The following is a 15,157-nucleotide window of genomic DNA, read 5'->3' on the forward strand; positions in this document are numbered from 1 at the left end:
CCATACGGATACGACTGAATTAGACAAGTACTTTTGACATCCTGTACATGGATACAGCTGGTTTATCGATCTTTCCTACCTTGTTGTATCCCAGACGTTCATAAAGCTTGATCGCACCCACATTCTCCTGTTTGACCGTTAACGAAGATTTGAAATATCCTTGCCGGACGGCCTGCTTCTCCACATGTCCGATCAACTCTGTTCCGATCCCAAGCCCCCTGCTTTCGGGTAAAGCCGCAATGGTCCCGATATGATATTCATCATTCTCTGCCTCTTTTAACGTCACCATGGTATAGAACTCTTTCCAGTTCCGCAAGTTGTATCCGATCAGCTTCCATTTATGTATATGAAACAGCTGAGAGAACGTCGTCCATGCCAGCTTGTTCATCAGCGTCGTCGGATAACACATAATCATACCAAGTGTTTTCCCCTCCCGCACCGCTTCATAAGCGTACTCGTGACTAAAGCGATTATTTCGTGCCTTCCACAGCCTCTGAAATGTGTTATCTATAACTGCGGGTTCTCTGGAACCAGCCAAAGAATACTTCATATAGTCCAGCGCCATCTCTGTTAATTTTCCTCCAACAGCGGTTTGAGGATTTGCTTTTACAATGGATATTTGGCTCATAACTTTCACTCCTAATGTTTGTGTATTATGTTCGCTTGTTATGGTCACTTGTTATAGCCGCTCGCTCTAAACTTTGGACGAATGCGGTTCGGATGTAATGCCATCCACGAAAACGTTAACTGCTTGAATCGATAATCCTGTAAGATGTTCAACCTGATCAATGACCTTATGTTGCAGCTCTCTGCAAACCTCGTGTACTTTACTACCGTAAAGAACGATAATTTTGACGTTGATCTCCACGCTATTGTCTACTCTGCGAATCGTAATGCCGTTTTGCAGGCTACGACCACTCCATATTTTGCTAATACTCTCAACCAATCCAGCCGACATGGAAGAAATCTCACGAGTAGCCCCCGTTATTTTACCGACCAATTTGGAGATGACTTCATCGGATATTTGGACATGGCCTATTGTTTGTTTGATCATCATATGATCACCTCCGATATTTTTGATAGAAAATACTATCATTTAATTAAATTGTATATCATCCGAAAGCCGAATTCAACTTTTACTGTATAAAACAAAAACCAGCTAATGTTTGTCAAGCATTTCAGCTTGGATGAGTTTTCTTTTCATGTTATACTTTTTTCGACCAATGCAAATAACCTCCACTGCAATGGAGGTTTTGGTTAAATATGGATTATACTTGGTAGGGCTGGCCCTTCTGCAAGATGGCGAAAATGTGATGCAACAGCTTGTTTGCGCAGGCGATCACGGCCACCTTGTAGGGCTTGCCCTCGTTTCTTTTTTTCTCGTAGTACGAGCGGATTCTTGCATTCGCATTCTTTCGCATTCCACATTGAACCGCTAAATATAGCGAACGTCTGAGCCTTTTAGAGCCTCGTTTCGTGATTCGTGTACTTGTCGCTGTGAACTTTCCTGAACTGAAAATCCCGGGGTCAAGGCCCGCAAACGCTACAAGTTGCTTCGCATCTCTAAACTGTTTCACATCACCTAGTTCAGCTACAATGGCTGCGGCCAGTTTCGTTCCAATTCCCGGAATACTTCTCATTAGTTCCACTTCAGGCAGATTTTCTGCGAGTTCCTCCATTTGTTTTTCGAGTTCCTCCAGTTGCCGAATCATCGCGAGCAATAAAGAGACCATTCCAAGCAGTGCCTTGCTTTGAGCAGGGCTACGCCGAATTTCTCTCCATTCATTCAGTACTTCCTCCAGTTTTCTCGCTTTTTCATGGGCCCATCGCTTGGAATGGGATCGTCCCGAATTACCCTGAATGACTTCATTCCAATTCGTCACACTTCCCTCCAAACAATGAGACAGCACGGTCAATGATGTTGTTGAAAACACATTGTAAAATATCTGCTCATACGCCGGAAAACTTGCTCCAGCAAGGCTCTGCTGTTCAGCTTCGCCTGCACAAAGATTCCCGTGACAAACTCATGCTGCCGAGTCAAATGCTGTAGTTCTGTAAACATCTCATCCCAATTTCGATGTGGTTTCACGTCGCCGCGATAGTACATCTCTGCCAGATGCCAAGCATCTGCAGCATCTGTTTTAACTTTGCGCAACTGTGTTCCCTTGGCTCGCTTGGATTGCAAGGGATTCACAATGTAGTAGGTGTAGCCGCTCCGATTCAGACAGGACACTAAGGCACGATGGTAATGTCCAGTCGCCTCCAAAACAACCACTGGCTCAACTCCCGTTTCGGCTTGAAGGGCGCCTAATATCTCCGTGAATCGTTCGAACCCACTCGCAACATGCTCAATGACGATAGCTTTACCAACGGGCTCATTTCGTTTTTGAAATGCCTGTATCACACTTGAACCTTTAGCGACATCTACACCAACAACAGGTTCCATGTCCTCACTCCTTGTCTTTCGTTTCGCCGGTCCTTTCCACGATGGTTCCAAACCCATAGCTTCGCTTGTTATACGGGGTCAACTGCCCCTACCAGCCCAAACATGGTCTTTTGGAGGTCGTGGGAGAACTGTTTTTGTTACGAGGTCCTAGCCCCTAAAACCGCCACGTTCTCCCGGCTTCCCCCATCGTAAAACGACCACAAAAAAAGGCCAACCAGTAATTACTGGCTAACCTGATAATACGAAAAAACCGCATGAATCGCGGTTTTTCGTTTCTTTCATATGAGGTTTTTCTTCTATGTTAGAAGTTTATATTAGAGATTGTCTCCCTAATTTGTTCTACGTCTTATGAGTTATAAATACTCCTTAAACCAGGCATTCACCTGTTCAAAGCTGTCTACCCGAAGAGAAGGTTTGCCACTCTTGAGCAGTGAATGATTAGAACCCGGATAACGGATCAGCCTGGTTGTTTTACCATAACGCTTCAGCGTCGTATATAACTCCTCAGCCTGAGCAATGGGTGTTCGATAATCCTGTTCGCCATGCATGATGAGCAGCGGTGTTTCGATGTTGTGCGCATGAGCGAGCGGAGAACGGGACCACAGGTATGCAGCATGCTCCGCCGGATTGCCTCCAATCACGCCCTCCACATAAGAAATACCGATGTCACTTGTGCCATACATGGATAGCCAGTTGGAGATACAGCGCTGCGTCACAGCAGCTTTGAAACGATTGTTGTGAGCGACAATCCAGTTCGTCATGACACCCCCGTAACTGCCACCTGCAACCCCCATGCGGGATGCATCCAGAGTCGAATACGTTGACAACGCATAATCCACAGCTTCCATCAGATCCCGATAATCACCGCCAGCGAAGTCTCCACGACAAGCCTTGGCGAACGCCTGTCCATAACCCATGCTGCCACGGGGATTAACCCATAATACTGCATAACCTTCGGCAAGAAGTGTCTGCATCTCATGACTGAATGATCCGGTATACATCGCATGAGGACCACCATGAATCTGTAGTATTAACGGCAATTTACGGTGAGCTTGTAATGCATCTAAACTTTGGCTTGTAGATGCAGATGGTGACCCCGCGGATGTAGTAACCTTAGTTTCAGCCGCATATGTGTCTTGCATTACATCGGGAATCGCTAGCCACCCTTGAATCAACCAGCCGTCCGATGAAGTGAATTCAACTCTTGTCGGCACGTTTACAATGCGTTTAGCCATAAATTCATCATTGCGATGAGTAAGTCTAGTCATTTTACCGCTTCTCATTTCTACGGTGTACAGCTCTCCCGGATGATTATCCGTCAAAGCAGCTACAACCAACGTTTGCTCATCCGCTGAGATCGTATATTGATAGACATCTTTCTCGCCTGCAGGGGTGATAACTTCGTAACTTCCGTCCGTCTGAATCCGGTAGACATCGACATTTCCATGATGCGTTCCCAGAACATATACCGCCTGGTGTGGAAACGAGAGACTTATGATTGGCGAAGGAGAGGCACTTGCCGACTTCATATCTCCCAGCGCAGCATTGCCGATCTGCATATCTAATTCAGGTGCGAATAGCCTGGGTATCCCCCGCTGCACTGGAAGTGTAAAGAGTTGATGATGACTCCCACTCCCATATTCACGATCACTGGCTATCAGGATCAGTTGCTTTCCATCGGCTGTAAAAGAAAACTGGCTGATCTGGAGAGTGGAGTCCGTTACTTTGAAGGGTTCTTGAACTTCTCCTGTCCCCGACTCAACGCTGACCATATAGACATCCGTGTGATGAAGTAAATCTGGATCGACTCCTTCCTGCTGTATTTGTTTAGAAATAAATGCAAGATTCAGGCTGTCCGGTGACCAGACTGGTGTAGTAATGTTCCACAGTCCGGACGTTAACTTTTGTATGTGTCCACTCTTGATCTCGTATAGAAACAGATGACTGTACTGACCATCCCACCACCCTGCACCTTCGGCTTTTGGCGTAGTACGCTCATAGACTTTACCGCGTAATAAAGGCGCCTGCTGAGCAGCTGTTTCAACGTTTAGAGCTTTCGCCGGCTCATCAGTCCCGGATGGAACAGCATTCAACGGAGTGGGATCAGGTTCAACTTTACTGGTAAACGCTATATATTTCCCATCGGGTGACCAGACGTAACTCACGATTTTACGTTCAGGAGATATGAGCATGTCCGGTTGCGCCCCTTCCGCCCGAACGAACCATAGTCCTTTACCAGCCTGAGCCTGGCGAATAAACGTCAACTTGCTGCCGTCTGGTGACCATGCTGGCGAGGTATCTTTCGTACCATCCGTCAGCGCTACATCTTCTGTACCATCAAGCGAAATTCTTCGGATCTGTGTTTTATATTCGTTCTTCATCTGATCCACGGTCTGTTCAACGTATGCAACTTGTCCGGTTGCACTGACCACCGGCTGACTGATCCAGCGATAGTGAACAAGATCCTCCGGTGTAATCTGGCTTTTTTTCATATCCATATCTCCCTTCCGTCATGATTTTTGAGTTGACTCTGTGCGAGGATCAAGTACATCCCGTAACCAATCACCAAGGAAAATAACACCAAGCACGGTAAACGTAATAGCAAGACCCGGAAATGTCGCAACCCACCAGCTCGTGGCTATATACTGACGTCCATCGCTCAACATGCCTCCCCACGATACATCCGGCGGTTTGATCCCTAGTCCCAGGAAACTCAGCGAAGCTTCCATGATGATCGTTGTGCCTACATTCATACCGCAGATGACAATAAACGACGATATTACGTTAGGCAAAATATGTTTGATAATCAGACGTCCGTTTTTGGCACCGATAGACCTGGCTGCAAACACGAAATCACGTTCTTTGATGCTGAGCACTTCACTTCGAACTACACGGGTGAATGGAACCCAGTTCGTTAAACCGATCACAAAGATCAGTGTAGTCATACCCGGACCAACAATAGCCATCACAACAAGCATGAAAAGTATCGTCGGAATAGCCATAAACGCATCGCCCACACGCATAATAACGGCATCCAGCCATTTTCCGTAGAATCCCGATATCAGTCCCAGAATTGCTCCAAGAATACCCGAGACAATGACCGCCCCCATACCCACAATCAAAGATACGCGTGCCCCATACACGATACGGCTCCACATATCTCTACCGAGGTTGTCGGTTCCCAGCCAGTACTCAGCCGTTCCACCTTCAAGCCATGCAGGGGGTTTGAGACGATTCAGCGGATTCACTGCTGCCGGATCATGACTCGTTAACAGAGGTGCGGCTATAGCAATCAGGACAACAACCAATACAAGCACTGCACCGAATAAACCGGTCTTGCTGATGATTAGCTGTTGCCAGATGGACTGAATTCCGGCAATCGTGCGCTGTCTGTTGTGATCCTGTTCTGTAACCAGAACGGATGTTTCATCGCCGTCTCTCATCGATCGCACCTCCTTCTAGTCATATTTGATACGTGGGTCCAACAGTCTGTAAGACACGTCCGTTAGAATATTTACAACCACCACAATAAATGCAATGACAAACACAGCTGCTTGTACAATTGCCATATCATGTGTATTTACAGCCACAACCAGCAGTTGCCCCAAACCGGGCCAAGAGAATACCGTTTCTGTAATCAAGGTACCCCCGATCAGACTGGTGAACTGAAGACTCATGATCGTCACCACCGGAATTAATCCGTTGCGGAACGCATGTCTTGCAATCACCGTCATTCGTCCGAGACCTTTGCTGCGAGCCGTGCGAATATAATCTTGATTCAGAATCTCCAACATGCTTGACCGGATCAGCCTTGTCATCTGTGCAGCAAGTCCTACGCCCAGCGTAAATGCAGGCAGAATCAGATGTGATAACCCTCCCCGACCCGAAACGGGCAAAACACCCAGCATAACGGAGAACAGCAGGATCAGCATAATGCCCATCCAGAAGTTCGGCATCGCCTTCCCAATCACCGAAATGCCTGAAATGAGCAGATCGGTAAACGTATTCCTTTTCACCGCCGAGATCACTCCCAGAGGCACTGCCATCAATACTGCAAACAACATCGCAGCTACGGCCAGTTCAAAACTGGCAGGTAATCGCTCCAGCACGAGCTCCAGTGCAGGTTGCCCGTAACGGAAGGATTGACCGAAATCCCCCTGTATCGCATTGCCCAAAAATTTCACATACTGTGTGTACAGAGGCTGATCCAGCCCCAATGCCTGCGTTAACACAGCCCGGTCTTCTGCCGTAGCCGTTTCAGGTAACATCAAAGCAACAGGATCACCCGTTACCCGAACAAGAATAAATACGATTAATGACACAATAAACAGGACCGGAATGACCTGCAGTAAGGATTTAAATACGTATTTGCCCACTCCCGGCTCACCTCCTATTCCAAAAAAAGAACGGCAGGAACTTGTTCATTCAGTCCCTGCCGTTCTGACTTACTGATGCAATGACAGGTGGTTATAAACCTGATTTTACTTTGCAGCAGATGTAATCTCGTCCGCGTAGAACATCTCATCACTGCGTGGTGCAAAGTTCACTTTGTCATTGGTTCCATACACGCCTTCCATCTGATACAAATACACGGCCGGGCGTTCTTCAGCAAAAATCTGCTGTACTTGCTGGTATTCTTTTTCACGAGACTCAGGGTTCATGTTCACAAGTGCAGATTGCAGCAGCTTCTCCACTTCCGGATTGTTGTAATCGGACTCCCCTTTGGCTTCTTCCACCATATAACGGTTATAGTTGTTCGAAGCATCAAACAGGGAATTACCAATACCAATCATGAAAATTTCTTTGAATGATTTGGAGCTGTATCGCTCGCTAAATGCACTTGGCTCCAGTACGTCCAGATTGATTTTGAATCCGGCCTGATCCAGCATCGCTGCAACAACTTCAGCCTGTTCCTTGTACTGGGAAGAGACTGAGATAGTCATCTCTGCTTTCCCCTCAGCGTAGCCAGCTTCTTTCAGCAGTTGTTTTGCTTTCTCCAAGTCGTACAACGATGTTTTGTACAGTGACGGGTCTGCACCGAAGTTGCCTGGTGTAACAGATGTGCGTGTAACAATGCCCGCTCCGCCGGCGATGCTGTCTACAATACCTTGTTTGTCGATCGCCAGATCAATCGCCTCACGCACCTTTGGATTAGCTGTGATGCTGCCCTCAGTCTGACGGAAGATCAATTGGAGAACACGCTGAATTGGTGCTTTGACTATCTTTTTGTCTGCTTCGCCTTCGACACGTGCAATGTCCGTAGGCGGGATCGCTGCAGCAACATCAACTCCGCCAGCAAGCAATTCGGAGACACGCGTGGAAGCTTCAGGGATCACCCGGAACACCACTTCATTCCACTTCGGCTCACCACCAAAATACTTATCATTTTTCACAAGCTCAACACGGTCGTCCTTCGTCCATTTGCTGAATTTGTATGGTCCGGTGCCTACTGGCTCTTTCAGGAACGCATCCATACCCTTGTCTGCAATATATTTTGCTGGCAGGATGCCAGCACCCATTTTGGACAAACGATTAAGTAGCAACGGGTCTGGTCCATCGGTAATGATATCTACTGTATGCTCGTCCACTGCTTTAACTTCAACGATATTTTTGAAGTAACTATTTTGTTTCAGCGTATTATCTTTAGCTACACGTTCCAGCGTAAACTTTACATCAGCGGATGTGAACGGATCACCATTGTGAAATGTTACGCCTTCACGCAGCTTGAATCTCCATGTTGTATCGTTCACTTGCTCCCATGAAGTGGCGAGCGCAGATACCTTTTTCTGCTGACTGTCATTTTTGATCAAATAATCAAACACGTTTACAAGCACAGCTTCACTAGCGGTATTGTTATTGTTGTGTGGATCAAAGCTTTCAATATCCGTTGCTGCCGCAATCGTTAACGTGTTACTGGCAGCTGCACCTTTGCTCCCGCTTCCCTCAGATGCTGTATTGTTCGTCGCACCTTTGTTGCCTCCGCCGCATGCACTCAGTACCATCACGATTGCCAGCAAGGTAATCCACAAGCCTGTCCATTGTCTCTTTTTCATTGTGATTCTTCCCCCTTGGAAGTTGTATTTCTAGCCAAAAATTCAAGCGCAATTGCTGACAACAGGCCTACGCCATATGGCATAACCGTTTCGTCAAGATCAAACTTCGGATGATGAAGCGGATACCGTGTACGTGCCTCTTCATTGCCTGATCCCAGTCGGAAGAACACACCAGGTACATGTTCGCAATAAAAAGCAAAATCTTCCCCGCCTGTCGACGGTTTGATATAACTCCACCCCTTCTGCGCATTAACCTCGTCACAGATATCGGTCAGCAGATCAACCATACCAAGGTCATTCACCACAACCGGATAACCGTCCCCATAGACAACCTCACATTCAGCTCCGAATGAACTGCACACCCCGCTCACTACTTGCTGGATCAGGGCTGGCATCCGTTCGCGCACAGCAGGAGACAAGGTGCGAACCGTTCCGATCATCTCTACTTCAGGTGCAATAGCGGTTCCCATATAACCTCCGGTAATTTTACCAATCGTGACAACGACAGGTTCAAGCGGGTCAACCATCCGGCTGGCTACGTTTTGCAATGCAGTAATTACCTGAGCCGATACGGCAATGGCATCAATGCCTTCATGCGGTCGAGCTGCGTGACCTCCCTGACCATGAATCTTGATGACAAGCGGATCAGCTGATGCAAAGGCAACCCCCTGACTCACACCCACTGTTCCCGTGTCCTGACCGGGCGTCATGTGAAGACCCGCAATCGCATCCACCTTTGGATTTTCGAGTACCCCATCTTGAATCATGGATCTTGCACCGGCAAGTCCTTCTTCCGCAGGTTGAAAGATGAACTTGATATTGCCAGACTTGGGTTTGCCAAGCCCTGTGAGCAGTTCAGCTGCCCCCATCAAGATGGATGTGTGCGCGTCATGACCACAGAGATGAGCCTTACCTTTCATAGTCGAACGATATTCCACCGTTTTCTGATCCTCAATAGGCAAGGCATCCATGTCAGCCCGAAGTGCAAAGGTAGGGCCATCTGTCTCTCCACGAAGCAGGCCGGTTACTCCGGTCTGTCCAACATGACGGGTAACCTCAAGTCCAAGGCTTTCCAGATGATCAGCTACAATAGCAGAAGTACGATGTTCCTCATAACCGATCTCCGGATGGCGATGTAAGTCTCTGCGCCAGGCACTTAACTTGGCTTGCAATGGCTGAGCCAGCTGTATTAAATCCGATTGTTTCATTGGCTGTCATTCCTTTCGTGTACTTTTGATTCAGACACCAGCCGTGCATAGATGGCATCAGCCGAGAACTCAATATGTCTTTTCATCGTATCTCTGGATTTTATGCTTTCTCGTGACCTCAGCGCTTCAAGAATCTCCATATGTACCTCGTAGTTCACGGAACGGATTCGTTCATCGTAAGGCATCAGATCCAGCGCCGGGTTAATCTTGGTTCGAATCTGTCTGACAGCTCTCTCACAGTACGGATTACCCGACGCTTTGGCTATGGTCAGATGGAATTTCACATCCAATGCTCTGAACCACTCCCTCGTACAATCCGGCTCGATGCTCTGCTCCACATAGTTATGAAGAAGCTCCAGCTCACCTGCGGTGATCCGCTCGGCAGCCAGAAAAGCCGCTTCCGGCTCAATAATCGTCCGATATTCAAACACTTTGAGCATCTGAGCCCAGCCGCGTTTGATCTCTTCTCTTGTACGTTTATGCGAGTTGGCTGTCAGTGGAAGGACGAAGGTTCCACCTTTGGCTCCAACTCTTTTTTCAATCAGTCCTTTATCTTCCAGTGCGGAGAGCGCTTCGCGAACCGTAATGCGGCTTACATTGAACATCTCGGCTAAATCCCGTTCAGCCGGAAGCTGCTCCTCACTCATCAACTCTTTTAAAATAATGGCTTCCTCCAGCTGCTCCCGAATAAACTCACTAACCTTTTTAGTCGATACTTTTTCGAAATGAAAGGAGAATGGATTAGACATCTAAACACTCCGATCTGTATATGGTCTAGACCTTATACCATTAATATAATTCCGACTAAACTTATATGCAATACTTTTTTGATAAAATCCAATATTTATTTTATTAATCATCTCAAAATTACAATCTATTAGATGAAGATTAACTTGACCAACAGAAAAAAGACGCTCTGCCACGGGTCAGAACCTCTTTAAATTGAGAATATGCACCTATCATTTTTTTTGCAAACGAGAACGAATAGGACACCCTTATCCCCTATTTGTCGATCTTCTATAGCTCTTTATTGGCAAAAGGTTTGAAATTTCGGGTTACAGCCAGACGCTCGCTTCCTTCGAGATAGAACTGATCCTCCGCTCTCCAGGTATGACTTGCCTTGTTTTGCCTGCGAAGATATACATAGTTGTAAGGTGAGGTTGCATGCGTTTTGTACCCTCTCTTTCTGCATTGTCTAAGAAATGTGACATCTTCTCCAACAGAACGATCGGTGAAGCGAACTCTTTTTAACACCTTTTTCCTGAATAGCAACGTGCCTCCCTGAATAAATTCCACAGGTTTATTACTCTCGCCCGGTGACCTTACCAACAATGTTCGGGATGCTTCCAGATAAACCAAACAGGAGTGTTTGCCCACAATATCACTTCCAGTTCGCCGGAGTGCATGTACTTGTTCTTCCAGATAGTAAGGAGAGTAGTAGTCATCATCATCCATCTTCGCAAGGAGTGAAAAGCGGGCTCTCGTTATTCCGGCATTCAGACACTGCCCCAGTGATACCCTCTCAGGTACCCGGTATACGTGGACATTGGCGTATTTCTGTACTTTTTTCCGAATCAAACGCAGGTTCATCCTGTCCAGATTCAGAATGATGATCAGTTCCTTTCCTTTGTAACGCTGACGATTGTAATTTTGCAGGATGTTATCAAGAAATTGCGGACGATTGGTGCAAACAACGATGGATACTCCCAGAGAAGTATGACGTCTGGTCAAAACATCCCCCTCTTTTCAGCTCATTTTCTGTCATCCTATGTGCTTGATTCATACCAGGTATAGACTGCTCCCCCCTAGTCCTGAAAAATAACACAAAAACCTCTGCCCGGATAAACGGACAAAGGTTTCGGAGAACAACTTTTCCATATTACTTATTACTCATTGCTTTGTAGCACAACGAGGGCAATGGCATCAAAAAGTAAAATTGATTTTACCTTCTGCGTTATTATTAAAATAAATAGCTTTACCTGTTCGTGCCGACTCATAAACAGCTTCCAAAATTTGCGATACGACCAGTGCCTGCTTCGGTGTAACTACAGGCTCCAAATCCTGATCAATCGCTTCAATCCATTTGCGCATCTCTACATCCGGCGCATTTTCGGACTGTCCTTCATAGAAGTCCACGCCGCCCGAGCTGAGTTCTATTTCACTGGTATACAAGCGGCTGAACTTCTCGCCGTTAATACGCAGTCCATTTTTCATGTCAGCCCCTGCCTCGGTGCCACTCAGACTGCATTTAGCCTCATCCACATCAAGTGAGTTCAGCGCCCAGCTGGATTCCAGCATGATGGTTGCCCCGTTTTCCATAACAATCATACCAAAGGCTGAATCCTCCACCGAGAACTTCTTAGGGTCCCACGGTCCCCACGCATTCGCTGCATTTTCTCTCTGGGAGAGCTCGTGATGCGTCGTACCAAGCACAACTTTCGGCTGATAATTGTCCATCATCCATAACGTCAGATCCAGTGCATGTGTTGCAATATCAATTAATGGCCCGCCACCTTGTTTCTCTTCATCCAGAAAGACACCCCAAGTTGGAACGGCTCTTCTGCGAATGGCATGGGCTTTGGCAAAATAAATCGATCCCAGCTCCCCAGCCTCGCACAGCTGCTTCAGAACCATACTGTCCTGACGGAAACGGTTGTTGTATCCGATGGTCAGTTTTTTCCCCGTACGTTCTGCGGCTTCCAACATAAGCTGTGCTTCTGCCGCTGTCTTCGCCATCGGTTTTTCACACATGACATGTTTGCCTGCCTCCAGCGCAGCAATCGAAATCTCTGCGTGGGAAATATTCGGTGTAAGCACATGTACAATATCCAGCGACGCATCCTTCAGCAACTCCTGGTAATTCGTGTATACCTTTGCATCCACTGAACCATATTGTTTCTTCGCCTCAATAGCGCTCGCTTCCACAATGTCACAGAAAGCAACCAGCTCCACGTTATTCAATTTACTCAGACTTGGCAGATGTTTGCCGTTTGCGATCCCGCCACAACCGATAATTCCAATGCGATACACTTTATTCATCATAAGTCACCCTCACTTTAGTATTGGTTGTTTCATTTTGCGAAAAGCCGACGGGGTTATCCCGAGTCGTTTACGAAACACAGCATGTAAATAATTCGCGTTGTTGAAACCGGAAGCAAGCGCAATCTGCTCGATGGACTCGTTGCTCTCCTGTAGATTACGACACACCTCACGCAGGCGAATGTCCTCCAGCACACGACTGAACGGCATACCTGGCTGGATCTGATTAAAGATTCGTTGCAACTGGCGGCTACTAATATTCAGCTTCTCGGCAACTTGCTCCAGCGTAACTGCAGATGTGTGATTGGCCTCCATGTACTGAACGGCATAATCATATCGGTACACCGCCATATCCCTTACGGGTGCTTCGGCTCGAATCCCGCCTGTATCATAAGCGCGAACCGTTTTTAGTAAAATGCTAACGACCAGCTGTTTGATCGAGGTATAATATCCGACCATCTTGTGATCACAGGCTTCATAGGCTTCGAGAAAACAGAGCATCGCCCGGTGATAATCCTGAACCGGAACATGTGGAAGTGTCTTCAGTTTCTCCATCGTTTCTTCCGATTCCGCAGCTTCCCATGGGTCGACGTGCTCTCTTGGTTCGTGCACGATATCCACATGAAGACACAGCTCATCCATATCCTGCTCGGCATCAGCCTCCTGGTAATGAACAACCCCCGGCCCAGTGAGATAGAGCATGCCTTCCGATAGCGCATGGGATTGCTCATCAATGATAACCCTGCCTCTACCTCTAGGGATCAGATGAAACTCATACTCCGCATGGTTATGAAAATCGACAATACGTCCCGCGGGAAACGTCGTCAGATGAAATCGCAGCACACGAATCTCGTAATGCCCCCATACCACGGTAATATCAAGCCGCTCCAGGAGATCCTGCCGATCAAGCATTTTCTCATACGGATACAGACTCAAGATGCCTTCCTCCTTAACGCCTTACAGGACGAATCTATATAAGTTGAACTAAGGGTTTTACACAGTCCACTCCGATGACAGGATAACCTTACAATCGCTGTTATCCCCAGATTTTTTTGATTCCCTTTTCCAAAGGGAAAATCCGTTGATAAGCGTATGCTTCCGATGTAGCTTTCTTTCAGAAAGCTTTTAGGCGAACGCAGTGCAAATAAATCATTCAACTTATATAATCCAATCTAATCCTGTATGGCCCTCTTATCAAAAACTTCACAACTCAGTCAGCGAAATCCGTCTTGCTTCCTTCGCTGAGCGATTGGCTGCTTCCATCAGACGAGTTAATTCCATCGCCATGTTGATGTTGGCGCTGTCTTCTGTATCCTGCTGGATATGGGATATCCATTGATTGAATGCGCTTTCCACATTTTCAGCAACAGGAATTTCGGTCCAATCGGTATACTGCCCTTCCGCTGCTTTCGTACGCATCAACAATTTTGGCTCAGGCGTACCATATAACAACGTGCCCTCGGTGCCATGTATTTCAATGGCAAACGGCGAGTGACTATTCACGAATCCCGCTTCCACTACCCCGATGGCTCCTGATGATGTGGAGAGTGTTGCCACTGCGTTATCTTCAACTTCTTTGCCTGTGATATAACCAAAGTGTGCGTGTACGTCTGTCACTTCCTGATTCAGAAACAACCGGGTTAAATACATCGGGTGACAGCCCAGATCAATCAATGCACCGCCCTGACAGTCCTGGAGGCTATAAAAATGCGGCGGCAACCAGTCAGTGATGGCTCCATCATGAGATAATCGTGCCCTCACGTATGTAACCTGGCCTAGTAATCCTCGCTCAAGGACATCTTGAATAGTGGCTGTATACCCTGCATATAGACGTGGAAGAGAAACGGTCATTTTGACCCGGTTTGCCTGAACTACTCTCAGGATAGCATTAGATTCCACTTGTGTCGCAGCAATGACTTTTTCAGTGAAAATATGTTTGCCTGCCTTGGCAGCAGCCGTAATCACCTCTTCATGTAGACGTGTGGGTGCATCCACAATTACCGCATCAATGTTGTCTTGAGCTAACATATCCGCAAGCGATGCATAGAAAGGCACGTTCAAGCGATCAGCGGCTTCCTGCCCACGCTCTGGATCTTCATCCCATACACCTGCCATCACTGTATCCTCGTGTTCCTGTGCTTGCTTAATGTAGTCCCATGCATGAACATGCCATAAACTGATTTTGCCGATTCGAATGGTCACGAGTGTCTTCCCTCCGTAGTATATAATATTCTGACAATGTATCTATAAGGTATCACATGATCCATCTATTTTTAATCGAAACTCACGACAATTCATATATAATATTACGACATGGTATCTATAAAACTCTATGTACATCCAACTTTTCATTCTCTTAGATATTCTCCACTGCGTGTTGGCTAAGCTCATAAGATAAGCCGCCTGCAATC

Annotated in this window: 12 protein-coding genes and 1 pseudogene; all 13 read right to left on the reverse strand. The window is 46.9% G+C overall.

The window, feature by feature from the left end:
- Positions 1 to 19 precede the first annotated feature (19 nt).
- On the reverse strand, positions 20 to 628 hold the full coding sequence (locus tag ACR8BL_RS03320; RefSeq protein WP_434751298.1) for a GNAT family N-acetyltransferase: 609 nt from the start codon (positions 626 to 628) through the stop codon (positions 20 to 22).
- Positions 629 to 694: 66 nt separating this feature from the next.
- Positions 695 to 1,057: an Asp23/Gls24 family envelope stress response protein gene (locus ACR8BL_RS03325; protein ID WP_434751299.1), complete on the reverse strand. Its 363-nt coding sequence runs from the start codon at positions 1,055 to 1,057 to the stop codon at positions 695 to 697.
- Positions 1,058 to 1,268: 211 nt separating this feature from the next.
- Positions 1,269 to 2,446, reverse strand: a pseudogene (locus ACR8BL_RS03330) (IS110 family transposase).
- Positions 2,447 to 2,799: 353 nt separating this feature from the next.
- The gene (locus ACR8BL_RS03335) at positions 2,800 to 4,938 is read right to left on the reverse strand and encodes a S9 family peptidase (protein WP_434751300.1); all 2,139 of its coding nucleotides are present in this window, start codon (positions 4,936 to 4,938) and stop codon (positions 2,800 to 2,802) included.
- 18 nt (positions 4,939 to 4,956) lie between these two features.
- Positions 4,957 to 5,889: an ABC transporter permease gene (locus ACR8BL_RS03340; RefSeq protein WP_434751301.1), complete on the reverse strand. Its 933-nt coding sequence runs from the start codon at positions 5,887 to 5,889 to the stop codon at positions 4,957 to 4,959.
- Between the two features lie 15 nt (positions 5,890 to 5,904).
- On the reverse strand, positions 5,905 to 6,822 hold the full coding sequence (locus ACR8BL_RS03345) for an ABC transporter permease (RefSeq protein ID WP_434751302.1): 918 nt from the start codon (positions 6,820 to 6,822) through the stop codon (positions 5,905 to 5,907).
- A gap of 105 nt (positions 6,823 to 6,927) precedes the next feature.
- Positions 6,928 to 8,499 carry an ABC transporter substrate-binding protein gene (locus ACR8BL_RS03350; RefSeq protein ID WP_434751303.1) on the reverse strand — a complete coding sequence of 524 codons (1,572 nt, stop codon included), beginning with the start codon at positions 8,497 to 8,499 and terminating at the stop codon, positions 6,928 to 6,930.
- Entirely contained in the window at positions 8,496 to 9,707 is a 1,212-nt protein-coding gene (locus ACR8BL_RS03355) for a M20 metallopeptidase family protein (protein WP_434751304.1), read from the reverse strand. Before ACR8BL_RS03355 ends, ACR8BL_RS03350 begins: the two co-directional genes overlap by 4 nt.
- Positions 9,704 to 10,456, reverse strand: coding sequence for a FadR/GntR family transcriptional regulator (locus ACR8BL_RS03360; protein ID WP_434751305.1), 753 nt, complete (start codon positions 10,454 to 10,456; stop codon positions 9,704 to 9,706). Before ACR8BL_RS03360 ends, ACR8BL_RS03355 begins: the two co-directional genes overlap by 4 nt.
- 268 nt (positions 10,457 to 10,724) lie before the next feature.
- Positions 10,725 to 11,438, reverse strand: coding sequence for a glycosyltransferase (locus ACR8BL_RS03365; protein ID WP_434751306.1), 714 nt, complete (start codon positions 11,436 to 11,438; stop codon positions 10,725 to 10,727).
- Positions 11,439 to 11,630: 192 nt separating this feature from the next.
- Complete coding sequence (locus tag ACR8BL_RS03370) at positions 11,631 to 12,746, reverse strand: Gfo/Idh/MocA family protein (RefSeq protein WP_434752998.1); 1,116 nt, start codon at positions 12,744 to 12,746, stop codon at positions 11,631 to 11,633.
- Positions 12,747 to 12,758: 12 nt separating this feature from the next.
- Positions 12,759 to 13,682 carry an AraC family transcriptional regulator gene (locus tag ACR8BL_RS03375; protein WP_434751307.1) on the reverse strand — a complete coding sequence of 308 codons (924 nt, stop codon included), beginning with the start codon at positions 13,680 to 13,682 and terminating at the stop codon, positions 12,759 to 12,761.
- 267 nt (positions 13,683 to 13,949) lie between these two features.
- Positions 13,950 to 14,948 (reverse strand): Gfo/Idh/MocA family protein, encoded by a 999-nt coding sequence (locus tag ACR8BL_RS03380; RefSeq protein WP_434751308.1) that lies wholly within the window; start codon positions 14,946 to 14,948, stop codon positions 13,950 to 13,952.
- Between the last annotated feature and the right edge of the window lie 209 nt (positions 14,949 to 15,157).

Origin of the sequence: Paenibacillus amylolyticus (genome assembly GCF_051136285.1) — a bacterium.
GTDB lineage: Bacteria > Bacillota > Bacilli > Paenibacillales > Paenibacillaceae > Paenibacillus > Paenibacillus amylolyticus_F.

What these genes read in the sequence shown, in the direction of transcription:
- ACR8BL_RS03320 (WP_434751298.1), bottom strand. Translation starts at nt 628, where the DNA reads ATGAGCCAAATATCCATTGTAAAAGCAAATCCTCAAACCGCTGTTGGA.
- ACR8BL_RS03325 (WP_434751299.1), bottom strand. Translation starts at nt 1,057, where the DNA reads ATGATGATCAAACAAACAATAGGCCATGTCCAAATATCCGATGAAGTC.
- ACR8BL_RS03335 (WP_434751300.1), bottom strand. Translation starts at nt 4,938, where the DNA reads ATGAAAAAAAGCCAGATTACACCGGAGGATCTTGTTCACTATCGCTGG.
- ACR8BL_RS03340 (WP_434751301.1), bottom strand. Translation starts at nt 5,889, where the DNA reads ATGAGAGACGGCGATGAAACATCCGTTCTGGTTACAGAACAGGATCAC.
- ACR8BL_RS03350 (WP_434751303.1), bottom strand. Translation starts at nt 8,499, where the DNA reads ATGAAAAAGAGACAATGGACAGGCTTGTGGATTACCTTGCTGGCAATC.
- ACR8BL_RS03355 (WP_434751304.1), bottom strand. Translation starts at nt 9,707, where the DNA reads ATGAAACAATCGGATTTAATACAGCTGGCTCAGCCATTGCAAGCCAAG.
- ACR8BL_RS03360 (WP_434751305.1), bottom strand. Translation starts at nt 10,456, where the DNA reads ATGTCTAATCCATTCTCCTTTCATTTCGAAAAAGTATCGACTAAAAAG.
- ACR8BL_RS03370 (WP_434752998.1), bottom strand. Translation starts at nt 12,746, where the DNA reads ATGAATAAAGTGTATCGCATTGGAATTATCGGTTGTGGCGGGATCGCA.